This is a genomic window from Bacillus tequilensis KCTC 13622 (assembly GCF_000507145.1).
GTDB classification, from domain to species: domain Bacteria; phylum Bacillota; class Bacilli; order Bacillales; family Bacillaceae; genus Bacillus; species Bacillus tequilensis.
Genome location: NZ_AYTO01000039.1, coordinates 1 through 24,321 on the forward strand (window position 1 = coordinate 1; position 24,321 = coordinate 24,321).

Annotated in this window: 29 protein-coding genes and 1 rRNA gene; 9 read left to right on the plus strand and 21 right to left on the minus strand. The window is 44.0% G+C overall.

Annotated features, from left to right (window positions below):
* Both V756_RS0116675 and V756_RS0116685 read right to left on the minus strand, forming a co-directional pair.
* Positions 1–62: ribosomal RNA gene (locus tag V756_RS0116675) — 16S ribosomal RNA — on the minus strand; the annotation flags it as partial.
* Positions 63–288: 226 nt separating this feature from the next.
* Entirely contained in the window at positions 289–1,173 is an 885-nt protein-coding gene (locus V756_RS0116685) for a nucleotidyltransferase-like protein (protein WP_024715662.1), read from the minus strand.
* Between the two features lie 207 nt (positions 1,174–1,380).
* Here V756_RS0116685 and V756_RS0116690 point away from each other — a divergent pair, with 207 nt between their 5' ends.
* Positions 1,381–1,734 carry a YgzB family protein gene (locus V756_RS0116690; RefSeq protein ID WP_024715663.1) on the plus strand — a complete coding sequence of 118 codons (354 nt, stop codon included), beginning with the start codon at positions 1,381–1,383 and terminating at the stop codon, positions 1,732–1,734.
* Positions 1,735–1,768: 34 nt separating this feature from the next.
* On the opposite strand, the gene perR is transcribed toward V756_RS0116690, so the two are convergent.
* Both perR and bcp read right to left on the minus strand, forming a co-directional pair.
* Positions 1,769–2,206, minus strand: coding sequence for a peroxide-responsive transcriptional repressor PerR (perR, locus tag V756_RS0116695; RefSeq protein ID WP_003223285.1), 438 nt, complete (start codon positions 2,204–2,206; stop codon positions 1,769–1,771).
* A 132-nt stretch (positions 2,207–2,338) separates the two neighbouring features.
* Positions 2,339–2,812, minus strand: a complete 474-nt coding sequence (bcp, locus tag V756_RS0116700; protein ID WP_024715664.1) for a thioredoxin-dependent thiol peroxidase — start codon at positions 2,810–2,812, stop codon at positions 2,339–2,341.
* A gap of 151 nt (positions 2,813–2,963) precedes the next feature.
* On the opposite strand from bcp, the gene V756_RS0116705 reads away from it, so the two are divergent.
* Together V756_RS0116705 and V756_RS0116710 are read left to right on the plus strand one after the other, a co-directional pair.
* Positions 2,964–4,253 carry a glutamate-1-semialdehyde 2,1-aminomutase gene (locus V756_RS0116705; protein WP_024715665.1) on the plus strand — a complete coding sequence of 430 codons (1,290 nt, stop codon included), beginning with the start codon at positions 2,964–2,966 and terminating at the stop codon, positions 4,251–4,253.
* 217 nt (positions 4,254–4,470) lie between these two features.
* Positions 4,471–5,532, plus strand: a complete 1,062-nt coding sequence (locus V756_RS0116710) for an aromatic acid exporter family protein (protein WP_024715666.1) — start codon at positions 4,471–4,473, stop codon at positions 5,530–5,532.
* A gap of 75 nt (positions 5,533–5,607) precedes the next feature.
* On the opposite strand, the gene V756_RS0116715 is transcribed toward V756_RS0116710, so the two are convergent.
* The 5 genes from V756_RS0116715 to fabL form a co-directional block, all read right to left on the minus strand.
* On the minus strand, positions 5,608–7,350 hold the full coding sequence (locus V756_RS0116715) for an ABC transporter ATP-binding protein (RefSeq protein WP_024715667.1): 1,743 nt from the start codon (positions 7,348–7,350) through the stop codon (positions 5,608–5,610).
* A gap of 85 nt (positions 7,351–7,435) precedes the next feature.
* Entirely contained in the window at positions 7,436–7,966 is a 531-nt protein-coding gene (ntdP, locus tag V756_RS0116720) for a nucleoside tri-diphosphate phosphatase (protein WP_024715668.1), read from the minus strand.
* A gap of 143 nt (positions 7,967–8,109) precedes the next feature.
* Complete coding sequence (locus V756_RS0116725) at positions 8,110–8,370, minus strand: YgaB family protein (protein ID WP_024715669.1); 261 nt, start codon at positions 8,368–8,370, stop codon at positions 8,110–8,112.
* Positions 8,371–8,541: 171 nt separating this feature from the next.
* The gene (sspE, locus tag V756_RS0116730) at positions 8,542–8,802 is read right to left on the minus strand and encodes a gamma type acid-soluble spore protein SspE (RefSeq protein ID WP_024715670.1); all 261 of its coding nucleotides are present in this window, start codon (positions 8,800–8,802) and stop codon (positions 8,542–8,544) included.
* Between the two features lie 69 nt (positions 8,803–8,871).
* A complete protein-coding gene (fabL, locus tag V756_RS0116735; protein WP_024715671.1) occupies positions 8,872–9,624 on the minus strand; it encodes an enoyl-[acyl-carrier-protein] reductase FabL in 753 nt (250 codons plus the stop codon).
* Between the two features lie 81 nt (positions 9,625–9,705).
* Here fabL and yfhS point away from each other — a divergent pair, with 81 nt between their 5' ends.
* Complete coding sequence (gene yfhS, locus V756_RS0116740; protein ID WP_003223257.1) at positions 9,706–9,930, plus strand: mother cell protein YfhS; 225 nt, start codon at positions 9,706–9,708, stop codon at positions 9,928–9,930.
* 6 nt (positions 9,931–9,936) lie between these two features.
* On the opposite strand, the gene mutY is transcribed toward yfhS, so the two are convergent.
* Positions 9,937–11,046 (minus strand): A/G-specific adenine glycosylase, encoded by a 1,110-nt coding sequence (gene mutY / locus V756_RS0116745; protein ID WP_024715672.1) that lies wholly within the window; start codon positions 11,044–11,046, stop codon positions 9,937–9,939.
* A 218-nt stretch (positions 11,047–11,264) separates the two neighbouring features.
* Here mutY and V756_RS0116750 point away from each other — a divergent pair, with 218 nt between their 5' ends.
* Positions 11,265–12,248 carry a metal-dependent hydrolase gene (locus V756_RS0116750; RefSeq protein ID WP_024715673.1) on the plus strand — a complete coding sequence of 328 codons (984 nt, stop codon included), beginning with the start codon at positions 11,265–11,267 and terminating at the stop codon, positions 12,246–12,248.
* A gap of 199 nt (positions 12,249–12,447) precedes the next feature.
* Here the strand turns inward: V756_RS0116750 and V756_RS0116755 are convergent, their stop codons facing one another.
* From V756_RS0116755 to V756_RS0116780, 6 genes are all read right to left on the minus strand, one after another.
* Positions 12,448–15,030, minus strand: a complete 2,583-nt coding sequence (locus V756_RS0116755; protein WP_024715674.1) for a YfhO family protein — start codon at positions 15,028–15,030, stop codon at positions 12,448–12,450.
* 71 nt (positions 15,031–15,101) lie between these two features.
* The gene (locus V756_RS0116760; protein WP_024715675.1) at positions 15,102–16,091 is read right to left on the minus strand and encodes a glycosyltransferase family 2 protein; all 990 of its coding nucleotides are present in this window, start codon (positions 16,089–16,091) and stop codon (positions 15,102–15,104) included.
* 235 nt (positions 16,092–16,326) lie between these two features.
* Positions 16,327–17,187, minus strand: coding sequence for an alpha/beta fold hydrolase (locus V756_RS0116765; RefSeq protein ID WP_024715676.1), 861 nt, complete (start codon positions 17,185–17,187; stop codon positions 16,327–16,329).
* A complete protein-coding gene (locus V756_RS0116770; protein ID WP_024715677.1) occupies positions 17,174–17,506 on the minus strand; it encodes an SdpI family protein in 333 nt (110 codons plus the stop codon). Before V756_RS0116770 ends, V756_RS0116765 begins: the two co-directional genes overlap by 14 nt.
* An 85-nt stretch (positions 17,507–17,591) precedes the next feature.
* A complete protein-coding gene (locus V756_RS0116775) occupies positions 17,592–18,110 on the minus strand; it encodes an SH3 domain-containing protein (protein WP_024715678.1) in 519 nt (172 codons plus the stop codon).
* A gap of 145 nt (positions 18,111–18,255) precedes the next feature.
* Positions 18,256–18,525 (minus strand): YfhJ family protein, encoded by a 270-nt coding sequence (locus V756_RS0116780; RefSeq protein ID WP_024715679.1) that lies wholly within the window; start codon positions 18,523–18,525, stop codon positions 18,256–18,258.
* Between the two features lie 124 nt (positions 18,526–18,649).
* Between V756_RS0116780 and V756_RS0116785 the strand changes: the two genes are divergently transcribed.
* Positions 18,650–18,802: a small, acid-soluble spore protein K gene (locus tag V756_RS0116785; RefSeq protein ID WP_010330867.1), complete on the plus strand. Its 153-nt coding sequence runs from the start codon at positions 18,650–18,652 to the stop codon at positions 18,800–18,802.
* 36 nt (positions 18,803–18,838) lie between these two features.
* Here V756_RS0116785 and V756_RS0116790 read toward each other — a convergent pair whose 3' ends face one another.
* From V756_RS0116790 to recX, 3 genes are all read right to left on the minus strand, one after another.
* Positions 18,839–20,029 (minus strand): MFS transporter, encoded by a 1,191-nt coding sequence (locus V756_RS0116790; RefSeq protein WP_024715680.1) that lies wholly within the window; start codon positions 20,027–20,029, stop codon positions 18,839–18,841.
* A 135-nt stretch (positions 20,030–20,164) separates the two neighbouring features.
* Positions 20,165–20,485 carry a YfhH family protein gene (locus V756_RS0116795; RefSeq protein WP_024715681.1) on the minus strand — a complete coding sequence of 107 codons (321 nt, stop codon included), beginning with the start codon at positions 20,483–20,485 and terminating at the stop codon, positions 20,165–20,167.
* Between the two features lie 7 nt (positions 20,486–20,492).
* Complete coding sequence (recX, locus tag V756_RS0116800; RefSeq protein ID WP_024715682.1) at positions 20,493–21,284, minus strand: recombination regulator RecX; 792 nt, start codon at positions 21,282–21,284, stop codon at positions 20,493–20,495.
* An 89-nt stretch (positions 21,285–21,373) separates the two neighbouring features.
* Between recX and V756_RS0116805 the strand changes: the two genes are divergently transcribed.
* The 3 genes from V756_RS0116805 to V756_RS0116815 all read left to right on the plus strand — a co-directional run bounded on the left by V756_RS0116805 (position 21,374) and on the right by V756_RS0116815 (position 22,709).
* Positions 21,374–22,285, plus strand: coding sequence for a TIGR01777 family oxidoreductase (locus V756_RS0116805; protein WP_024715683.1), 912 nt, complete (start codon positions 21,374–21,376; stop codon positions 22,283–22,285).
* A 55-nt stretch (positions 22,286–22,340) separates the two neighbouring features.
* On the plus strand, positions 22,341–22,451 hold the full coding sequence (locus V756_RS01000000122675; RefSeq protein WP_003223230.1) for a YfhE family protein: 111 nt from the start codon (positions 22,341–22,343) through the stop codon (positions 22,449–22,451).
* 66 nt (positions 22,452–22,517) lie between these two features.
* Entirely contained in the window at positions 22,518–22,709 is a 192-nt protein-coding gene (locus V756_RS0116815; protein WP_024715684.1) for a YfhD family protein, read from the plus strand.
* 38 nt (positions 22,710–22,747) lie between these two features.
* Here V756_RS0116815 and V756_RS0116820 read toward each other — a convergent pair whose 3' ends face one another.
* The gene (locus V756_RS0116820; protein ID WP_024715685.1) at positions 22,748–23,332 is read right to left on the minus strand and encodes a nitroreductase family protein; all 585 of its coding nucleotides are present in this window, start codon (positions 23,330–23,332) and stop codon (positions 22,748–22,750) included.
* 82 nt (positions 23,333–23,414) lie between these two features.
* A complete protein-coding gene (locus V756_RS0116825) occupies positions 23,415–24,296 on the minus strand; it encodes a PhzF family phenazine biosynthesis isomerase (RefSeq protein ID WP_024715686.1) in 882 nt (293 codons plus the stop codon).
* Between the last annotated feature and the right edge of the window lie 25 nt (positions 24,297–24,321).

Sequence of the window (24,321 nt, forward strand, 5' to 3'; positions counted from 1 at the left end):
ACTTGCATGTATTAGGCACGCCGCCAGCGTTCGTCCTGAGCCAGGATCAAACTCTCCGATAAAAGTTTGACTGACTACGCACATCGCTGTGCGATTTGTTTAAAAATGAATTAACAGGTACGTTTTGTCTTGTTTAGTTTTCAAAGATCATTTCCGCTTCTTGTTGAAGCGACTTTATTAATATAACATTTTAACTTTCTTTTGTCAAATGTTTTCTCAATTATTTCTCCGCCGCTGTGAGCTTGTTTTTTCAGAAGCGCATCAGCGACGTTTAATAATATATCACGGTCAAGAATCAGAGTCAATATCTTTTTTAAAAGAATATCCGCGGTGATAGACAGCCTGCCCTTTCGTTTCTATCTGACAGACGTTAATCATTCCCTTGTCCGTCAGGTAATCAAGCATAACGCCAAGGTCTTGGGTAAAGGGTTTTAGATCAGAATGCTGAAGAAGCTCACCGAATTGCCAAATGTCTTTTTCTTTCATTACTGAGAAAAGGTGTGCCGAACCGATCTCGGCTTTGGAATGGATGAGAAAATCATTTGCTAAGAATAATAATTCGAGTCTTTTTTCTAAGCTCTCGTGACTTTCAATCAGCTCTGAATATAATTTGTACACTTGCGGCTCTATCTGACGCACTTGGCTCCATACTGTTGTTTCCGGATGGAATCCTCTGTCAATCACTTCGATACGCGCTAAATGATGCAGCGCATGAACAACGGCGTTGTAAGCATCTAAAAATTGATTGGCTTCAAAAAAAGCTTTTCCTTCTACATATCTTCTGATTAATTTGCCGTATTCGAGTCCGATCTTCAGTTTGCGTTCAGCAAACGGAAATGTATTCAGCCTGTCACTCAGTTCTACTATGTATTCGTTACGGTCAAATAAAACTCTACCATTTACAATCCAATCTATGATTCTTCTATTCGTACCGAGCAAAATCCATTCTTGAATCTGAGAATCTGTTACCACATGTAATGAAGCTGTTTTTTGATCAAGTTCATAATGCTTTATAAAAACAGGCTCGTCAGCCTCTTTTACAATCACCAGCAAAGCAGCATCAAAGTTGTCTGTTAAGGAAGATGTTTTGTTTCTTCTCTCAATGATAATGACAGCCAATGTATTGGGATGACTTGCTCTTTCTTGGTAAATTGGACGGAGAAGATTATCCATCACCATTCCTCCAATGCAATTGTTCAAAATTTTTTATTCTCTATTTGATTCAATTCTATGATAAAAACGAAATTCCTTTTTTCTAAACACATTGAACTATTATAAACAATTTCTCAATAAGTCTCCATATGTAAATTCCATTCCAGTAGAAAACATGAAGAAAATCCCATCAGGTTTGTGCTATAGTTAGATCAAAGGGGGATGGACATGGCGAAATACTCCAGCAAAATTAATAAAATCAGAACATTCGCATTAAGTTTGGTTTTCGTTGGGTTTATCATTATGTACATCGGGATTTTTTTCAAAGAGTCAGTGTTGCTTTCTAGTTTGTTTATGATATTTGGGCTTCTATCCATTGGTCTCAGCACGGTTGTTTACTTTTGGATCGGGATGCTTTCAACCAAAGCGGTTCGCGTCATATGTCCAGGCTGTGAAAAAGAGACAAAAATTTTAGGAAGAGTCGATATGTGCATGCATTGCAGAGAGCCGCTCACTTTAGATAAAGGATTAGAAGGAAAAGAATTTGATGAGTCTTATAATAAAAAGAAAATATCCAGATAAAATAAGCTGACCGTTTCGTGCGGTCAGCTTATTTTTAATGGTTTTCTTTTTTCGAACACTCTTGGCAGACGCCGTAAATTTCTAAGCGGTGGTGGCTTACTTTAAAGCCTGTGACGTGGGCAGCCAGCTGCTCCACTTCGTCAAGACCCGGGTAGTGGAAGTCCACAATTTTACCGCAGTTTTCACAAATCGCGTGATAGTGATCGGATGTGACAAAATCGAATCTGCTGGAAGCATCGCCGTATGTGAGCTCTTTTACCAAACCGGATTCCCGGAACACACGCAAATTGTTATATACCGTCGCTACGCTCATGTTAGGAAATTTTCCTTCCAGAGCTTTATATATATCGTCCGCTGTTGGATGAGCCATAGAGTTAACGAGATATTCCAGAATCGCATGACGTTGAGGAGTGATGCGAACTCCGGTTTCCTTCAACGTTTCTAAGGCTTCTTTTAGTTCATGTGCAGCCATCCGTCATGCACCTCTCTTCTAAAAAAAATTCTTACATTGTAATGTTTATAATTAGTGTAACTCTTTCTACGATAATTTGTCAATTCATATCAGGGTAAAAGTAAGCATATCGTATGAGGCCGATAGACGAATTTACTTTTCAGACATATCTTTGAGAGTTTGGAGAGCTTCGGCTACATGGTCCTTCACTTTTACCTTTCTCCATTCTTTAATGAGCCGTCCTTCTTTATCGATTAAAAAAGTGGAGCGCTCAATCCCCATATACTCTTTTCCGAAGTTTTTCTTCAGCTTCCAGACGCCAAACGCCTCGGCCAGCTTGTGTTCATCATCAACAAGAAGCAGAAAAGGAAGGTTATGCTTCTCTTTAAATTTCCCGTGTTTTTCCTGGCTGTCCGGGCTGACGCCAATAATCACGGCATCCAGTTCAGCGAAGCTTTCGTGGCTGTCCCGAAAATCACATGCTTCCGTTGTGCATCCCGGCGTCATGTCTTTTGGATAAAAGTAGAGCACGATATACTTTCCTTTATAATCCGATAACGTTACTGTTTCCCCATGATCACCTTTTAACTCAAGGTCAGGCGCTTTTTGTCCGATTTCTATTGTCATTGCTTTACCTCCGGATGTTTTTTATTAAGCGTATCCAATTTTTGCCCAGATTACAACCATGTCCCCTGCATCTCAAGCCCGAATTCATTGTTCTTGTCCGGAAGCATGCTACAATAGAAAGGACGCATGGAGATATAGGAGGTTTTTATTCTTGCATACAAAATCAATTGAACTTCACAATGAGGCATTAAAGCACATTGTCGGCGGTGTAAACAGCCCGTCTAGATCATATAAAGCCGTCGGCGGCGGTTCACCCGTTGCAATGGAAAAAGCAAACGGCGCTTATTTTTGGGATGTGGACGGCAATAAATACATCGATTATTTAGCGGCGTACGGTCCGATCATTACCGGACATGCCCACCCGCATATTACAGAAGCAATTAAAAAAGCAGCAGAGAACGGTGTATTGTATGGAACACCGACGAAACATGAAGTTACATTTGCAAAAATGCTCAAAGAGGCCATTCCCGCTATGGATAAAGTAAGATTCGTCAATTCGGGAACAGAAGCTGTTATGACGACCATCCGCGTGGCTCGCGCATATACAGGCCGAACAAAAATCATCAAGTTTGCAGGCTGTTATCACGGGCATTCGGACCTTGTGCTTGTGGCTGCCGGCTCCGGCCCGTCTACTCTCGGCACGCCAGACTCAGCCGGTGTACCGAAAAGCATTGCAAACGAAGTGATCACAGTTCCATTTAATGATATCGAAAGCTATAAAGCGGCTCTTGATCAATGGGGCAGTGAAATCGCGGCAGTTCTCGTTGAGCCGATTGTCGGCAACTTCGGAATTGTTGAACCGAAGGAAGGCTTCTTAGAAAAAGTAAATGAATTGACTCACAATGCAGGCGCGCTTGTTATTTACGATGAAGTCATTACGGCTTTCCGCTTTATGTATGGCGGCGCGCAGGATCTGCTGCAGGTGAAACCGGATTTAACCGCTCTCGGAAAAATTATCGGCGGCGGACTTCCGATTGGCGCTTATGGCGGCAAAAAAGAAATCATGGAGCAGGTAGCTCCGCTGGGACCGGCTTACCAGGCTGGAACAATGGCAGGGAATCCCGCTTCCATCCTCTCAGGCATCGCTTGTCTGGAAGTACTTAAAGAGGAAGGCGTATATGAAAAGCTCGACCATCTCGGCGCAATGCTGGAGGAGGGCATTTTACAGCACGCAAAAACACACGGAATCACGATTACCGTTAACCGCTTAAAAGGTGCACTTACGGTTTACTTCTCTGATGAGAAAATCGAAAATTATGAGCAGGCTGAACGGAGTGACGGAGAAACATTCGCTGCGTTTTTCAAACTGATGCTGGAACGCGGCATTAATTTAGCGCCTTCTAAATATGAGGCGTGGTTTATTACAACCGCCCATACAGAGCAGGATATTAAAGACACGCTTGCAGCGGTCGAGGATGCTTTTAAACATCTAAAAAACTAGAATCAGACACCTTTGACAGGAGCAGCGGGCTCCTGTTTTTTATTAGTTCGTACATCGTGTAAGATTTTGGTCTTTTTCTTGAAAAATAGCTTGAATATTTGTAACGATCCCTGTATATTACTTAATTGTTTAGCAAATAAACTGACCGGGAATTTTAAGGATTAGCCATTTGCTATGTTACACAATTTACTATAGAAAGGAATGCACGCACAAACCAATGAAACTTGGTGCCCGCATTTTCAAAACCGGGATTGCGATTACACTTGCTCTTTATTTGGCTTCGTGGATCGGGCTTCCCGCGCCGATTTTCGCTGGAATTGCAGCGATATTTGCGATCCAGCCGTCGATTTACCGCTCTTTTCTCATTATTATTGACCAGGTTCAGGCAAATATTATCGGTGCTGTGATTGCCACAGTATTCGGCCTTATTTTCGGACCCAGCCCGATTATGATCGGGTTGACAGCAGTTATTGTCATTACAATCATGCTGAAACTTAAAATTGAACATACCATTTCGATTGCTCTTGTCACAGTAATTGCGATTTTAGAATCCGCCGGTGACGACTTTTTAATGTTCGCGCTGGTCAGAACAAGCACAGTCATATTAGGGGTGCTTTCTTCCTTTATTGTCAACCTTGTGTTTTTGCCTCCTAAGTACGAAACAAAGCTGATCCATAATACGGTCGAAAACACAGAAGAAATTATGAAGTGGATCAGGCTGTCCATGCGGCAGTCAACAGAGCATTCGATTTTGAAAGAGGATATTGAAAAACTGAAAGAAAAAATGATCAAGCTTGATCAGACTTATCTTCTTTATAAAGAAGAAAGAAGCTACTTTAAGAAAACGACTTATGTAAAATCAAGAAAGCTTGTCCTGTTCAGACAGGCCATCATCACCGCAAACCGAGCGCTTGATACATTGAAGAAGCTGCATCGCCTGGAAAACGACATCTATCATATGCCGGAAGAATTCCAGGAAACACTGACTGAAGAGCTTGATTACCTGCTTTACTGGCATGAACTGATTTTGATGCGGTTTGTCGGCAAAATCAAACCGCATGATGATACAGATGAAGAAGGCATTCAATATAAGCAGCTTTTAACAAAGTCATTCTTAAAGAATCAGCAGAACACGGATGATGAACTGATTGATTACAACATGCTCAATATTATGGCAAGCGCTGTAGAATATCGCGAGCAGCTTGAACATTTGGAAACCCTCATCACAAGTTTTCAAACGTATCATCCGAAAGATTGCGAAATAGAAATAGAAGAGTAACCCGGTTAATCAGCCGGGTTTTTTCTATACAAAAAAATCTTATATCCTTCGTTAAAAGGATATAAGATTGATGTTTTAGTTCAAATTTTGAATGGTAAATAAGTGCTTATACTGACTGTCGTAGTCCATGAGGTCATCATGGGTTCCGATTTCGATGATTGTGCCGTTTTCCATGACAACAATCTTATCCGCATGTGTGATCGTTGATAAACGGTGGGCGACAACAAACGTTGTTCTGTCCTTCGCCAGTTTGTCCATCGCTTCTTGAATATAGTGCTCACTTTCCAGATCAAGAGCTGATGTCGCTTCATCTAAAATGAGGAGCGGCGGATTTTTCAAAAACACCCGCGCGATTGAAATCCGCTGCTTTTGTCCGCCTGACAGCTTAACGCCTCTTTCTCCCACCCGGGTGTCATACCCTTCAGGAAAACTCATGATAAATTCATGTGCATTGGCAGCTTTCGCGGCTTCGATAATGTCGTCAAGAGAGGCATCAGGTTTGCCGATTGCGATATTTTCCCGAATCGTTTCACTGAATAAAAAGGTATCCTGAAGCACCATGCCAACCTGGTTGCGAAGACTTCTCGCTTCATAGTCGCGAATGTCTGTCCCGTCAATCAGCAGTCTTCCGCTTGTCACATCATAAAATCTCGGAATCAGGCTGACAAGTGTTGATTTGCCTCCTCCGCTCATGCCGACAAGCGCTACGGTTTCTCCTCTGTTTACTTTTAAAGAGACATCATGGAGAATGTTTTCTTTTTCCTTTTCATATTGAAATGAAACGTTTTGAAATTCCACTTCTCCGCGGATCTGTTCGGCCTTAATGGCATTTGGTTTATCAGTGAGTTCATAAGGCTCATCGATAAATTCAAACACCCTGTCCATTGATGCGATTGACTGTGTCAATGTTGTAGAGGAATTAATCAGCCTTCTAACAGGGTTGTACATTCTGTCAATATATCCGACAAACGCAACCATTGTTCCGACTGTCAGCGGCCCATTAATGACAAAATAGCCGGCGCACGCAATCACGATGAGCGGCGCCAAATCTGTAATCGTATTAACGACTGCAAAGGTTTTGGCATTCCAATTCGTATGGCGGATCGCTTTATCTAGAAAATGGCCGTTTTTCTCGTTAAAATGAGCCTGTTCATGATCTTCTATCGCAAAGCTTCTGATGACCGGCATGCCTTGAATCCGCTCGTGCAAATGCCCCTGCACTTGAGCAAGCGCCTGTGAGCGCTCCCTAGTCAGCTTTCTTAATCGGCCGTAAAAATATTTCACTGATATGCCGTATAACGGGAATAAAACGATCGAGATCAGCGTTAATTTCACGTCCAGTGTCAGCATGATAGAGATTACAATCAAAATCGTCAGCATATCGAGCCATATATTCATCAGACCTGTGATGACAAAATCCTTTGTTTGTTCCACATCATTGATCACTCGGGAAATGACTTCCCCTGTTCTCGTATTCGCATAAAATCGAAGGCTCAGTTTCTGTATATGGTCAAACAGCTTAGCTCTTATATCATAGAGCACCTTGCTGGCTGTCCACTGGGCAAAATATTGCCGATAATATTCAACAGGCGGGCGCAAAATTAAAAATAAGGCGAACATGATCGCCATAATGGTGAACAGTGAAGTTGTTTTGTCACTGGCCGTGCCGCCTCCTTGAATAATGTCGTCAACTACGTGCTTCAGAAGCAATGGGAGAGCAAGCGGAATGGAGAATTTTACAATCCCGATTAATACTGTAACGAAAATTTGCTTCTTATAAGGTTTGACGAATTGCATGTAGCGTTTCATAACCCCCACGCTGATTCCCCCTCTCTCTTTATCATGATGTGTGTGAGCCCATGTGAAAAACCTGTTGGCCCCGCAACAGGTTTTTACATAACCATTATTTTGTATAGTGCAAATACCGTTCATACCACATATCGACAAACTCGGGTGCAAACGGTCCCTTGCGCTGATGAATCCAATGAAGCAGCGTGTTTAAGTAGTCTCTTAAAATACTGTCGATTTCTTTTGGGTAATTCATCGCTTTCCGATGATCATCATATTCGTCTTCATCGAGAATATTGTAGGTCATGTCAGGAAAAACCTTAACATCTAAGTCATAATCAATATATTTAATTGCTTCGCCATCATAGGCAAACGGAGAACTGATGTTGCAATAGTAATGAACTCCGTCTTCTCTCAGCATGCCGATGACATTAAACCATTGTCTTGCGTGAAAATAACAGATTGCGGGCTCTCTGGTTATCCATGTCCGGCCGTCTGATTCGGTTACCATTGTCCGGTCATTAGCTCCGATGACGCACATTTCTGTACTTTTTAAGATTGTTGTCTCATTCCAAATTCTATGAATCAGCCCATTGTGCTTATAGCTGTGAATTTGAATGGTTTCTCCTTCCTTGGGATAGCCCATATTTCTCCCCTACTTTCTATAAAGCCCTGCAGTTAGTATGTCCAAATTTGCTTACCGACAACGTCTTTTACCTATTATAACGTTACAAATTGAAAAATGAAAATAAAAGAGCCATTCCGGCCGGGGAATGGCACATTCCTGCTCTACACAAAGGAAGACGGCTTTTCTGAGCTGCGATAAGAACGAATCACCTGCTCTGTCTGCTTTTGAAACATATCCTGTATATCGGCAAGATGTTTCCGTTTTACCGCAATTTCATCCTGAATACCGCGCAGCCTTGCATCCCTTTCCAAATGCCGGAGTTCTGCTTCAATTTGTTTACAGCGGTCGAGCTCTGATTGAAGCTCGAGAAGCTTGTCCATCGTTTTCATTTGTTCACTTACCAGCTTTTCAAATTCCGTCATTGGTTCCTCCTTCAGCCTGGTGTAAGTAAAAACGATTCCTCCTTTAATCATTTCGATTCCAATGAAGCAAACCCTTTGACTCATTATGTAGACCTTCCACAAGTTTTGTCGTTTTCAAACAGAAAAAAGCACTTTCACCCGAGGATGAAGTGCTTTTTTCTGTTTCAGTGATTAGCTGTTTTGTTGTTTGTTTTGTTCAGCAGATTGGTTTTGCTGTCTTACCTGCTGAGCGTTCGTTTCACTAGCGAATTCAGTGCCGAATTGACCTTGTTGGCCGGCAGCTGATTGCTGGTTTTGTTTTCTGACTTGCTGAGCGTTTGTTTCGCTAGCAAATTCAGTGCCGAATTGACCTTGTTGGCCGGCAGCTGATTGTTGGTTTTGTTTTCTGACTTGTTGTGCGTTTGTGTTGCTGAAATTATTTGAGTTAGCCATTGTTATCACCTCCACGGTCTTTAGAATGTGCAGGTGATCGTATGGCTATTCCTCTTTTTTAAAAAATTTTCAAACGAGCAGTGACCGTCCGCCGTCGACGATAATTGTCTGTCCGCGGATCATGTCAGCCTTGGAAGACACTAGAAATTCAACAGTGTCAATCATGTCTTTAATTTCGACCATGCGTCCCGCCGGCGTGTTTTGACGCGCATCCTCAAGCAGATCCTCTCTGTTCGGGAAATGTTTGAGGGCATCTGTATCAATCGCTCCGCCTGATACGGCGTTGACGATAATATGTTTTGGCGAAAGCTCAACCGCAAGATAACGGGTTAAAGCTTCTAATGCCGCTTTTGATACGCCAACTGTCGTGTAGTTTTCAAGGTAGCGGATCGAACCTAATGAACTGATGCTGACAATATGCCCGCCTCCGTTCTTTTCCATTAGCTTGGCCGCTTCCTGAGCACAGAATAGCAACGCTTTCGCATTAATGTTCATCGTCCAGTCCCAGTGTGTTTCTTCTAGTTCCATGACAGGTCTCAGAACGCCAGACGCCGCATTATTGACAAAAACATCAAGTCTGCCGAACGTTTCATCAATTTGCTGAAACATTTCTTTAATTTTTGCCGGCTGGCCTACGTTTGCTTTTACGACAAGCACTTTGACGCCAAGCTTTTCGATTTCTTCCGCTGTTTCCAAAGCTGCTTTTTTGCTGCGCGCATAGTTAATGACAATGTTATAGCCGTTTTCAGCAAGTCTGATCGCGGCAGCTTTTCCGACACCGCGGCTGCTTCCTGTTACGAGAGCGCATTTATTTTGTTCCATTTTTCCTCATCTCCTTGTAGCGTATAGTTCTTATATTTCCACAAACAATAATGGCAAGAACTTAAAAGGGGGTTTTCTGTTATGTATGTCGGACGTGATATGAGCGAATTAAACATGGTTTCCAAAGAAGATTGGAAGAACAGTGAACTCGCCTATTTTCATCATGCCTTTCAGCAAATTATGCCTTATTTGAACGAAGAAGGCCAATCAAAATACCGGGAATTAACGCAAGAAATTGAAGCGCGCGGCGGAATGAAGCGCAATGAAGCGGACTACAGCCACGGCACGCGCGTCTCCTACGATTAAGAGTGTTTACGGAGCAGCCGGATATGCGGCTGCTTCCACTGCCATCTTCCAGATTTTTTGATGTGATACCGGGAACGCAAATTGTTCGAGCTCTTCTTTCGTCACTCTTTTCAGGTCTTTGGCATCCGACACTTGTTTTACTTTACCGAAAAACACAGAAATATTCCATACCAGGTGGGTAAAAACGTGCTCAACAACACCTTGCAGATCACTGATGTCGGCTTGTATCCCATATTCGTTTTCTAAAAATGCAGTGAGCTGTTCACGCTCGGTTTTGATCCCTTTTTGTGTTTCAAGATTAGGGAATTCCCACAGGTTGGCGAGCAAACCTTTTGACGGCCGTTTGTGTATATACACTTGTCCGTCTTCATCAGTCAGTACGATCGCGGCCATTGTTTTAATCCCCGGCTTTTTCTTTTTGCTTTTTACCGGAAGCTCCCTTTCAGTGCCTTCTTCAAATGCCGAGCAATGCTGCTGAACTGGGCATAGCAGGCATGACGGTGATTTTGGCGTACAGATCAAGGCTCCAAGCTCCATCAGACCCTGATTAAATTCAGAGGGTTTTTCTTCGGAAATAAAAGCTCGTATGGCGTCTTCAAAGATCGTTCTCGTTTTTGGTTTGGCGATATCATCCCAAATGGAAAGAATTCTGGACATGACACGCATCACATTTCCGTCAACTGCGGGAATCGGTTTATTATAGGCGATGCTGAGCACCGCTCCCTTTGTATAAGGGCCGACTCCTTTTAAACCGCCAAACTGTTTCTCGTCTGGAGGAACAATCCCTCCGTATTCCTGTTTCACTTCTTTTACAGCGCTTTGCAGGTTTCTGACTCGCGAATAATAGCCGAGCCCTTCCCATGCTTTCAGCACTTTTTCTTCATCAGCATCAGCGAGCGCTTCCACTGTCGGGAATTGTTCCACAAATCGCAGAAAGTAAGGGATCACTGTCTCTACTCTCGTTTGCTGCAGCATCACTTCCGATACCCACACTTTATACGGATCCTGGTCCTCTCTCCACGGCAGAACGCGCTGCTCTCGTTCGAACCATGAGATTAAATCATCGCGAAATTGCTGTATGTTTTTTTGTTTTAATTTGTCTTCAAGTACGTTCATATGTGTTTCTCCCCAGTCTTTTGCGCCCTGCTTTTCTTTAGACTGTTTTTTGTTGTACACTAAGGGCACAGTACGATAATATGTTACATTAAATAAAAGTAAAGAAAAAGCGGAAACATATGAGAACGATTGAATCGGTTTAAAAATGGGGTATATGAAAACGGGGAATATCTTACAAAAGTGAATGTGCAGGACACAACCCTGCAAGGAGGTCACCTATGGATACGGGCACACATGTCGTGATGGGCATCGCGCTTGGCGGCATTGCAACACTGGACCCTGTTGTCGGATCAGATCCGGCAATGGCTCACGCTATTATGATCGCCACGCTTGCGGGCTCTCAGGCTCCGGATATTGATACTGTGTTAAAGCTTAAAAATAATGCTGTTTATATAAGAAATCACAGAGGATTCACCCATTCCATTCCCGCCGTTTTGTTTTGGTCTGTCATCATTCCGGCAATTCTGTATTTATTTTACCCGCAGGCCAATTTTCTGCATCTGTGGCTGTGGACACTGCTGGCAGTCGTGCTGCATGTCTTTGTTGATATCTTTAACGCATACGGAACACAAGCCATCCGGCCGTTTTCGAAAAAATGGGTCGCTCTCGGTCTGATCAATACGTTTGATCCGTTTATTTTTATCAGCCATCTGGCGGCTATCGCGATTTGGTATGCGGGCGGCAATCCCGGCATCACGTTTCTCAGCTTATATATCATATTGGCAGGCTATTATTTGGTACGCCTGATCATGCAGCTGAGAATCAAACGGAAGCTTCATGAGATGATCCATGATGAGATCGAAAGCATTATCATTTCTCCAACGATGAAATTCAGGCAGTGGAGGATCGCCGTGACGACAGCACATGCTTTCTATGTAGGAAGAAGCATGGAAGGCCATGTAGTCATTCTCGATACATTTAATCGGGTGCCTGTTCCTGAAACTGACGTGATGCATGCAGCAAAGCAGGATGATAACATCGCGGCGTTTCTGTCATTTTCTCCGGTGTACCGGTGGGAAGTGGATACGTTTAAAGATCATTATGAGGTGAGATTCATTGACCTGCGTTATCGGAGCAAAGGCCATTATCCGTTTGTCGCCATCGTTCATATCGGCCATGATCTCACGATTCGGTCGTCTTATACAGGATGGATATTCAGCGAAGAAAAGCTTCAGAAAAAATTAAAGCTCGGCTCTGTTTAGAGCCGGGCTTAGATTGTTGTCAAAATCCTAAAACTTTTCATTTTAGGATTTTGACATCTTCTTCTCAGCGTGATTGAAAACCCTTGAAGTCTAGGAGGGATGAGCATTGGAGCGGAGCGAATGTTATCATTCGTGAGCACCAACGCGCAGGCCCGACAACGAATGCGAGGGTTTGTCGACACGCTGAGCTCGGCTATATTTAGAGCCGGGCTTTTTTTCGTCTTATATATAAAACAGCAAGCAGCAGACTGACGAGAGATATGAGTGCCGATATTTTAAAGTATGGCGGATAGTAGACCAGTTCAATGTGATTGTCTCCCTTTTGCGCCTTAAAGCCTATGAAAGCATAGTCCGCTTTTTCGATCGTCTGTGTTTTTCCGTTGATCTTCAGCTCCCAGCCTTTTTCATAAGGGATTGGAAGCATGATGTACTTGTCTTTTGAAAGATGATAGGAAAATGTCAGCTTATTTTTATCCCATTTCAGATTGTCTGCTTTATCTGTTTTGTTTCGCTGCACTGCGCTTTTCAGCGTTTTGTAGTTTTCTTCATAAAGCGCTATGTTTTTCAGCTCATACGTTCCTTTCGGAAGCTTGATTGAGATATCGTCTGATTGAGGCACTCTGACCGTTATATCATTTACTCCGGTTTTATAAATCGATTTGTTCGATTTCCTCGTTGTGACATAATCATTAACCTTTAACGTAAATCCTTTATCTTTTGCTTTGCTTTTCAAATAAAAGCTGACATAGTAGTCTCCCGGAGCGGATGAGGCATGTTTCGGGGTGATGATCAGTTCTCCTCCGTTTTCTCCAGTCACAGTGAGCAGTCCGTTTTGATAATCGGCATGTTTTGCGGTGATGTCCGACTCGGCCATGAGATTGGCCAGTTTTGGCGCCTGCTCGGTTTTCCCCGTTGCATCTGCTAATACAATTCCTTTCAGCATTGCCTGTTCTTTCGCAACAGCGGGCAATTTGTCCAGCTCGCTTTCGCTGTATACGGCCTCGGCTGTCTTGACGAAAGGAAGCATGTATTGATTTTTGTAAACTGCATAATGCTCCGATTCTACATCCTTTTTGAAGCCGTATGGCACGTTGGCTTCGTTTGTTTTTTCCGTCATGTAATATTTGCCGTAAAGCAGACTGTATACATTCGCCCTGTCTCCCAATGACGCATAACGGCTGACGCTTTCCCTCCCCATATCGATATTCAGATCATTCCAATAGAAGGTCAGCAAATGCTGGTTTAAAATGCTTGAATAGGCGCTGAATCCATTAAATCCGTAAATGATTGGCGTATTATTGAAGACTCCGTTCATCCAGTCAATTCTCATGAGCGGATCATCGTCTTTCTTCTGTAAACGCCTGATGAGCTCAGATGATTCTTGCCCTTTGTATTCCTCACCCGTGAGATATGCTTTTGTTACACTGTCCAGATCGCCTCCTTCTGAGAGCGCGTATTTTTGATAAATATTGGCGACAAAAAGCGAAGAAAGAATGATCACACCGTACACAGCCGCTTTTGCCCGTTTTTTCGTGAAGGCTGCAGCAAATAAGGCGGCGATTGTCAGGAATAAGAGCAATAAGATGCTTTCATTCGCAGGCTTCCATATATCCAGCTCATACCTTTGGATATGATACAAGTAAAGAAGCAGGACAACAGCTATGGCCGGGAGCAGCTCTTTCCATTTCAGTTCAGACAGCTGTGACAGACCCGCCGCAGCTGCTCCCGCAATGGTAAAGGCCAGAACATATTCAAACCGGTTTTGCGGAGCGGAAAAGCCGTTAAATGCGCTGGCCGCATACGGGCTGAAATGAAAAAGAATAAACAGCAGGCTCAATCCGGCAAAGAGACGAAACACGCGGTTTTTGTAAAAAGAAACAATAAACAAAAACAGCAGAAAGGCGGCCGGCACAATGATGATCCGGCTTGAAAATAAGATATTATCATCGAAATTCAGCCACTCTATTTTCTGGCTGTACGGGGGGCGCAGGTTGTTTAAATAACCGTATACCACTGGCACAAACGCCGCCGCACTGATTCCGAAAGAAATGATCCCTGACACCAAAAACATTCTGAGTTGGATCCATCTCTTCTCTTCATGGTTTTCCAGTCGAATCAGCCATCTGAACAGTACATAGAGCCCAATGAATATAAGGTTTATATATGCAAAGTAAAAATTGTTGATTAACGTCAGCGAACACGCGACGATAAACCATGCCGGACGCCGCTCTCTCATGATTTTTTCCGCTCCGAGCACAAGCAGCGGAAGCCAAATCATTGTATCGGTAAAGAATTCCCAATACGCTTCGTGGCGGAAATAAATGATCGAGGCACCGTATAATACGGCTCCCGTAAACGACGCCGCTCTGTGTTTAAGAAGATAGTGAAAAACAGAAGCAGCAGTAAAAATGATCAGACTCAGTTTGAAAATACTGATAAAAACAGCTGACTCCGCCCAAAAAAGCGCATCCGCTTCTCCGATCAGCTGAATGGCTTGAAGCAGCCAGACGGCGGCGGATACCGCAAGAAAAAGAAAGGAAGCAGAAAAATAATAGCCGAGCTGACTGTATGTACCGCCTCCGAGTCCGAATGAATAATTGTAGAAAAAATTACCGTGTGTATATTGGTCAAATAATAATTTTTTAAAGACGATCATTTGCGCAAGCCCGTCACCCGGACCTGTCATATATCTGCCGTCCGCCCATTCTTTCACAAAAAAAGCGTGTGCCAGAACGGATACGAGCAGGCTGGCCGCATAGATCATGACATATTTTCTTTTCATATAACTTCTCCAGTCTTGCCGTTAAAATGGTAGACACGCAAAAAAAGCACTGCCAATGGCGCTTGGTGATTTCAGTGCATTTTTGTCAGACGCCGCATGTTTTCCAATTCGTTCGTTTCAGGCAGGTCTTTGTTCGGGATATTCGCTTCTTTAATCAAATAATGCGGGCGTTTTTTTGTTTCATAATAGATACGGCCGATATATTCGCCTATGATTCCGAGGCTTAACAGCTGTACTCCGCCGAGAAATAACACCGCCGAGATAATGGTGAAATATCCGGGCACAGAAATGCCGTTAGTCAGAATTTTAACGAATGTGGCAATGATATAAATAATGGAAAGCAGCAGGATGAAAATGCCTGTGTAAAAACATATTCTCAGCGGTTTATGATTAAATGAAACGACGCCGTCCATTCCGTAGTTAAACAGACTGCTGAACGACCATTTGGATGTGCCGTTTTTTCGTTCTACATTTTCATAAAATACAATTTTCTGATCGAAGCCAATCCAGCAAAACAAGCCTTTTGAGAAACGGTTGCCTTCACTCAGCTTCAAAAGGGCGTTGACAGCTTGCCGGCTTAACAGCCGAAAATCTCCGACACCGTCACGCAAATCAACCTCCACCGCTTTATTGATGAACTTGTAATACATAGATGACAGGAGTGAGCGGACAGGGCTGTCTCCTTTTCGGTTCCTTTGAGCAATGACTTGATCATAGCCTTCTTCGTAGCCTTTGATAAATTCCTTCAGCAAATAAGTCGGATGCTGCAGATCGGCGTCCATTACAATAACCGCCTCGCCTTGAACATGCTCAAAGCCGGCCAGAATCGCGGCTTCTTTTCCGAAGTTTCGAGAAAAAGATATGTATTTTACCCGGCTGTATTCGGCTGCCAAGTCTTTGATCTGCTGAAGCGTGTCATCAACACTTCCGTCATTTATGAAGAATATTTCATAGTCATAATGAATGCTTTTGAATTCCTTTTCCAAAGATTCATGAATGAGTTTGACATTATACCCTTCATTGTAAGACGGGATAATAATCGAGATTAATCCTTGCTTCATTAAGGCACCTTCTTTTTATTATTCTTTTTTAAGTATTGCCTTAGGGGAGTTTTGCACAAATCTTCAGTAAGGCTATTCCTTTTTTTAAAGTCGTTTAAACCTGTTTTTTGTTACATTTTTATGGTGAAACATTCACGATTTTTAATGTTATTTTGTCATGTTTAAAACAGACTATGAAAAAAACACACAGAAAAAGTCTGCCATTATGACAGACGGATTGTAACTAAAACCTGACTTATTCGTTTGTAAGATATTCTAAAATCAGATGATTGACGATGGCTGGCTTTTCATGGTTAATCCAATGGGAGGCTTCATCAACAAAAATGAGATGTCCATTCGGGCAATGCCTTTCCGTCTCTTTCGCAAGCTTTCTGCTTAAAAAGCGGTCTTCCATTCCCCAGATCATCCGGTAGGGTGCTGTTTCGCAAGTGGTTTTCTCTGCACGGCTGCCTTTTCTGAGGGCTCTGTACCAGTTCAGCATAGCTGTCAGGGCACCGGGCTGTTTCCACGCTTCTTTGTATCTGCTGACATCCTCTGACGTAAAAAGCTCAGGACGGGATGATAATCCAATCGCCTTGTCTAAAGTTTCATAATCATTTTCCTTTAGCGAGGCCTCCGGTACATCAGGCAGCTGGAAGAATGCGATATACGAGCTTTTCAGCCATTGCGGCGGATAAATCGGCGTTACGGTTTTCATGATGTGCGGGTGCGGAATGTTGATGGCGATCAGCTTTTCAACATATTCCGGGCTTGTTGAAGCCAAATGCCATGCGACTGCCCCTCCCCAGTCATGCCCGATGACAATTGCTTTTTCATCAGTGAACTGCGTAATCAGCCCGATGATATCATCTCTTAATGTATCAATCCGATATGCATCAATTCCGTCCGGTTTGTCACTGAGATTGTAGCCCCGCTGGTCGGGAGCAATCACCCGGTAACCCGCATCGGCGAGCGGTTTGATTTGATTTTTCCAGCCGTACCAAAACTCAGGAAACCCATGGAGCAACACAAGCAACGGGCCATCCTCCGGTCCTGCGGCTGCAACGTGGAGCGTGATTCCGTTTGTTTTGACAAACTGGCATTTAACTCCGTCCACTTCTATCTCCTCCTTGATTGCGCGTCATGTTTTTCAGCCTTTTCTCCGTCAGCATAAACGTAATGACACAGGCGGCAAGCAGCAGGATGAGCTGAAGAATGATCAAGTTTGACTTCAGCAGCAAACCAAATGCCGCAATCACCAAGCCTGACAGGATCATCAATGATGCACTATAATTGTTCGCTTCATTCCATAATCTTTGATCTGACATTGAGCGTTTCGTTCTGTATCCGTATACACTGTTGATGGATGTGGGAGGAAACAGTTTGATCAATATACCTGCAATGACCAAGATCCCTCCGCCGACTATACCTGCCATATCATCATCTCCTCTCTCATTGTTACGTACGGAAAGAAGAAATGTTTCATGCATAGGCAAAAAGACAAGCCTCAGCCTGCCTTATTTATCGTGATTGCAAGTCCTTTGTCTTGATATAGCCCTTCACTCCGCCATCATCCACGAACGCCCAAGTGAAGTCAAAGCCGCCGTTTTTACTGAATCCCCACCCAAGTAATGTTACCTCTGTTCCTGAGGAGAGCTGTTTGGCTTTTCCATTTTCAGGTGTCGGTGCATAAAAAGCTGTCTGTTTTGCTGTTTTCGCTTGGCTTGCGGTTTTCATTAAGAAGTGTGTTGAAATATATGCTTTTTTTCCTTTGAAGTGAATCTGAGCCCAGTCGTCATTTGCAAATCCGTTGACTGTGATTTTTTGTTCTGACGATAAAGTGCCGAGAATGTCACCTTTATGATTTGGTTCAGTCCGGACATTCAGCTTTCCTGCTTTTATGATGTAAGTATCAGATGATGGCATACTGGCAGATATGTCGTGAAGGGGTGCAGCTTGTGCTGCGGGAGCGGAATAAAGTGCTGATAAACCCAGGCCTGCGGCAGCTGTTAAAGCGAGCATTACTTGTTTCTTTTTCATCTAAAGCTCCTCCTCGCATTTGACAAGATATAAGTGGTATTCCCTGATCTACCGGCTGGCGAAACCCTGTTTTTTTATTTTTCTTGCCTGTTAAGGTAATTTTAAGAAAATGAAAAAACCTGCCGGTCGATAACGGCAGATTTTTTTAATGCAAAAGGCCTTTGCTTTGATTTAAGTAATCATTCACGTCATCACGGGAGCTTTGGAAAAGGTGGAGCTGGCCGCCATAGTTTTCAATCCATTGTGAGACGATTTTTTCGGTCATTTTTTCACCCTGATAGGCGTGTCCGGCTTTTGCATAGGTTGCTTCAAAGTCGCTCCATAGCAATTCCACCCATGTTTTTGCCTGTATATAGCTGATCATATCGTTCTTTTCCAGAAGCAGATTTGTCAGTTTCTCAATGTACGTATTCATGTGTGCAGTCTCCTTTCTTCAGGAAATAAATGACGCTTTAAAACGTTCTGTTCTCCATATACTAACCTTACGTCTTCAACTGGAAAGACGCAACTTTTTGATCTCGAACCTAGGGGGAAATGACATGGTCCGGAATAAAGAAAAAGGATTTCCTTACGAAAACGAAAACAAATTTCAGGGTGAACCGAGAGCAAAGGACGACTATGCTTCAAAGCGTGCTGACGGCTCCATCAACCAGCATCCTCAAGAAAAAATGAGAGCTTCCGGCAAACGGTAAAGAAGAACAGCTGCATGCCCTGCAGCTGTTTTTTTATCATTTATTGACTTGATACTCATAAACGCTCTTCTTTTCTGATACATGTGCGAAGGTCGAAAGCACGAGGCCGCATGCGGTCATCAGCGCTCCGCCCGCAAACAGCCAGGAATAAGAGCCTGTTCCGCTTAAAATCATTCCTCCGATCCACGCACCGAGGGCATTAGCTAGGTTAAACGCCGATACGCTGACAGCGGCGGCAATGGTTGTGCCGCTCTCAGAAGAGGAAATGACCTTCGTTTGCAGCAGAGGCGGCGTGCCAAATGCACATGCCCCAAATAAGAACGTCGCAACAATGGCTGCGGCCGGGTAAACGGAGATATAAGGAAATACGGCCAGCACACCGATCAAACCGGCCATCACGCCGATCATCGTCCGTGTCAGCAAAGGAAGCGGCACTTTTCCCGCAAAGAAATTCCCCGCAACGCCCCCTAATCCATATGCAAAGAGAGCGCCTGTAATGCCGATGGTGCCGAATCCGGCTGAATGTCTCAAAATCGGTTCAATAAAGGTGTAGGCGATAAAGACGCCGGAATAGCCTAAAATCGTAATTGCAAAGGAATACAGCACCTGTTTGTGTGTAAATACCCCCCACTCCTTCATAAGCATTGGGATCACTTTCGGTTTTCTGTTCGGCACAGCAGCCATGAGGCCGAGAAATCCAATAACGCCAAGTGCCGTAATGATGGAGAATACAGCTCTCCAGTTCAGGACATCTCCGAGATAAGAGCCGAATGGAACACCGAGCATCAGAGCAACAGTCAGCCCGCCGTTCATTGAGGCGGCGGCTGCAGCACGCTTTTCCGGCGGGACCATTTCACTGGCAAATACCATAGCGATCGCAAAAAAAGCCCCATGAATGGATGCAGAGAAAATTCTTGAAACGGCCAGCACCGCAAAATTCGGCGCCAGTGCGCTCATCAGATTGGAAAGGATAAAAATCGCCATCAGCCCAAGCAGCACAGGTTTTCTCGGGAGCTTAACGGAAATGATGGTGACGATCGGGCCTGTCAAACAGACGCTTGCCGCATAAGCTGTGACAAGTAGCCCCGCAGATGAAACCTGTATATGAAAGTCATTGGCAATCGACGTCAAAATCCCCATGACCGCGTATTCTGTGTATCCAATTGAAAATGTACAAATCATAAGAACAAATATTATAAATTTTACAGATGGGTTTTTGATACTCAACGTCATCGCCTCCTTTGATTTAAAAAACAACGAGGTTCATCTTAAAAGATTTTTGGAGGGAATTCAATGATTTTTTCTTTAAGGTTTCGTGTGAATGTGCTGCACAAAAAAAGAGGCTGATATTCAGCCTCCCTGTTACGCTTGCTTCTTTTCTTTCAATACCGAGATTGGCAGCGCCTCCTCTTGATCAGGGGACGTGGTTCTGTATCCCCATGCGAAAACGCCATTTAAATAGCTGATGGTGAACTCGTCACCAGAGTCTTCCACACGATACGCAGCTCCCGGTGAGAAATCTTCCGGGTTCAGCAAATAGGCTTTTGCCATCGTGATTTTCCGTTCCAGCACTGCCAGTTCGTTTATAATCCCATGCTGTTCGGCCTTTCTTGCTTTTTCAGAAAGTAACGCGATTTCGGTATTGAGTTCGTGCGGTGTCATTTGACTGTATCGTTTCTCCATTTTTCAGCTACTCCTCTTCCTGCAGAAATTGCTCGATTAAATCGAGTGAGAATCCTTTGCGGAATAAAAATTGTTTGACCTTCATGGCGCTTTCATAGGAGCCGTCATAGCGGTATTTTCTTATCGCTTTTTCCGCATGCAGGCGCAGCGCTTCTTTCTCTGTGTCTTCATCATTTTCGTATTCAATCTGCTCAAGCGCCGCGTTAATAACATCAAATGAGAAGCCCTTGCGCTGAAGCTGCATTTGGGCGCGCTGCTTGAGCTCTTTCGTCGAAAGCTTTTTATCTTTTTTGAGAAGCTTTTCTACATGCTTGACCGCTTCTCTCGTCTGATCTTCAAAGGAAAAGGAACTTAGCGCCTCCTTAATGGTATCGTCGTCGATCCCCTTCGCTCTCAGCTCTCTGAATAAAACGTCAGGGCCTTTTCCGTTCGTTTTTTTATGGGTGCTGACATAGGCCGCGGCAAATTCCTGATCGTTTAAGTACTTGTAGTCGTTGAGCTTATGGATGACTTCCGCAATGACGGGCGCCGAGGTTTCTTTTTTCTTTAAGTGGTCCTCAACTTCTTTCGTTGACCTCATCCGGTAGGATAAAAATTCAAGTGCACGGTTGAAGCCTTTTTTCACCTCGTCTCCGTATTGAATCTCAACGATGTCAAGGTCATCGAGCTCTTTTCCCTTTTTGAGATCAAATTTCACGAGCACGTCCGCATCCACACTGAAGGCATATTTTTCATCCAGAAAAATATTAAAGCGTTCCGTATTCTTTTTTTGCGCTGATATTTTTGTAATAAATGGCATCTTAATCTCCCTTCTCAGGCCTGGCACTCGTTTTCTTTTCGGAATATAAGGTAAAGTATATGTATTAGAACGAATGAGGAGAGATGTTCATGAATATCGCAATGACGGGCGGAACCGGTTTTCTCGGTCAGCATTTGACAGGCGTTCTAACGCGCCAGGGACATCATGTTTATATTTTATCAAGAAACGCAAGGGAAACTGAACAAAAAAATATCACCTATGTCCAATGGCTGACGGAAGGAGCCGCGCCGGAGCAGGAGCTTCCTCATATTGATGTCTGGGTAAACCTTGCGGGAAAATCGATTTTTGGCCGCTGGACAGAAAAAACAAAACAGCACATTCTCTCCAGCCGGATCAATGCGACACGTGAGGTGCAGCGGCTTATTCATAAACAAAAGGAAAAACCGAAGGCGCTGATTCAGGCGAGTGCTGTGGGCATTTACGGCACAAGTCTTGAGAAAACCTTCACAGAGGATTCTCCAACGTCATATGAGGATTTTCTCAGCCATACTGCGCATATGTGGGAAAAGGAAGGACAGAACATTGAGGCGTTGGGTATCCGGACGGTTTATGCGAGGTTTGGCGTAATGCTTGGAGAAAAGGGCGCTCTCCCGCTCATGGTTCTCCCCTACAAGCTTCTGGCCGGTGGAACGATCGGAACGGGCAGACAGTGGCTGTCGTGGATTCATGTTGAAGATGCCGCCCAGATGATCCGATACGCGATGGAAAACGCCGGCATCTCAGGGCCCATGAATGTCACCGCGCCCAATCCCGTGGAAATGAAGCCATTCGGAAAAACGATTGCACGGGTGAAGCGCCGCCCGCACTGGCTCCCCGTCCCGGAATTGTTTTTATCAAAAGCATTGGGTGAAATGAGTCTTTTGATTGTGAAAGGACAGCGCGCTCTCCCTAAAAAAGCGATCACCTCTGGATTTCGTTTTACATATTCAGATCTTGAATTCGCACTCTCACAGCTGATAACGGACGGAAAGGCTGTATAAAAACGGAAGGAAGCGTCAACCTTAAGAATAACATGGTTGAAGGAGGTCCTTTTTTATGGAAAAGAAGAGGGAGAAGCATCAGCAAGGCGCTAACCTAAAGAAAATGCAGGAAGTTCTTTATTCAGGCGAATTTAAAAAAGCGGAAAAAGCTGCTAAGCGAAAGTAGGAATACATAGCCTCTTAAAGCCAGATACTATGTTTGTTTGATATCACTTTTTAGGGGGAATTTGATATGGGCAGAAATCATATCCACAAAAACCGTGATAAAAACAAACAAAAGCTTCCTCAAGTTCCCGACGCATTAAAAAGGGAAACTGACGGCGTTTATGAAGAATATTCAAGCGAGCTTGCTGATGCGGATGACCGCAAAGCGCAAGAGCGTGCGAAAGCAGCCGACAACAGAGCGAAAAAGAAATCCCGTTAATGAAAAACCCCTTGTCTCCGTTTGAGACAGGGGGTTTTTTACATCTCGGTGAACCGTTCTCGGATCGGCGTGCGTTTTTTCACTTCCGGCGCTTCGTCGGGATAGCCCGTTTGTATGATCGCGGCGAAGCGTTCATTATCCTGTAAACCAAAGGCCTGATGCACCTCTTTGTCGTAAAGGATTTTGCCGCTTTTCCAAACCATGCCGATTCCTTTTTCCCAGGCGAGCAGCTGAAGGTTTTGGATCAATGAGCTGGTTGCCGCAAAATCATCGTCTCGCGCTCTTTCGTTTTCATCTTGTTGGAATACGACGAGCAGAAATCCCGGGACACGCCCAAGTGTGTTTTTGAAATTTTGCAGCTTCTCCTCTGTCATATCCGGCTTTGCTTTTTGAGAAAATGATGCAAATGTGTTGATCAGGCTGGCTTTTCCTGTCTCACTGGAAACGTAAATAAATCTCCACGGCTCTGTCACTCTGTGATTTGGCGCATATTTTGCCGTTTCAAGCATGTCAAGAATGACAGCTGAAGGCACTGGCTCTTGTTTGAATTTTCGAATTGACCTTCTGCTGCGTATGATGTCCCGCAGTGCTGAATGTCGATGTATTTGTTCGGTTTGAGGCATACCGTTTCACCTTCCTAAGCAATTGAAAATGATTATCATTTATAATGATAACGGAAAGTGCATCTTGTTGTAAACCATCTTCCTAGATTTTCAGAATACGGGTTTCTGAGTACACGGCTGTTCCTGTCATGTTTACTTTCATATTGCCGCCTTCTTCACTGATTTCAATTTTCACTTTCCCGTCCTTTCCTATTTCCTGCCCTTGTTCAATGATAAATTCACACCGATCGGCACGGCCGTACTGTTTCATATAAGCCCCCATCACGCCGGATGCTGTACCGGTCACTGGGTCTTCTATCGTTCCCGAATACGGGGATGAAAAGTGCCGTCCGTGAAGATGGCTGTCGGGATGAACAGTTTCAAAAGTAAACGGGTGGACTGAAGCCTTTGGCAGATCAACTAACACTTCCGGAAATTGTTTGTTGTCAGGCACCATTTTTTTGGAGGCCTCCAATGATCGAAGCGGAACGATGGCTGTCCATATGCCAGTGCTGCCAAAAACAATCGGAAGGTTTTCATGAAAATCTTCTTCCGTGATTCCCAGTGCGCCCGCAAGTTTTTCCCGATCGCCTGTAAATGGTTTGAATTGCGGAGAAGCCTGTTCAAGCGTGATATGGACTCGGCCTTCTTTTTCAGCAATTTTCACAGGCAGGATACCCGCTTTCGTTTGGATGCTGTACGTTTGGCCGCTCTCCAGCATTCCTTTTTCATATAAAGCATAAAGAGAAGCGACAGTTGCATGTCCGCACAAATTCATTTCGTGCCCGGGAGTAAAGTAGCGGAGTTCAAGATCAGCTGACTCGCTTTTCTTGATAAAGGAGGTTTCTGAATATCCGGCACGCTCAGCTATGGTCTGCATCTCTTCTACAGTGTAATCGTCCCCCTGCAATACGACGCCGGCGGGGTTTCCTTTGCCGGGACTGCTTGTAAATGCTTCATATTTTAATACCTCTATTTCTTTCACTTGTCTGCCGCCCTTTCTTTATCAA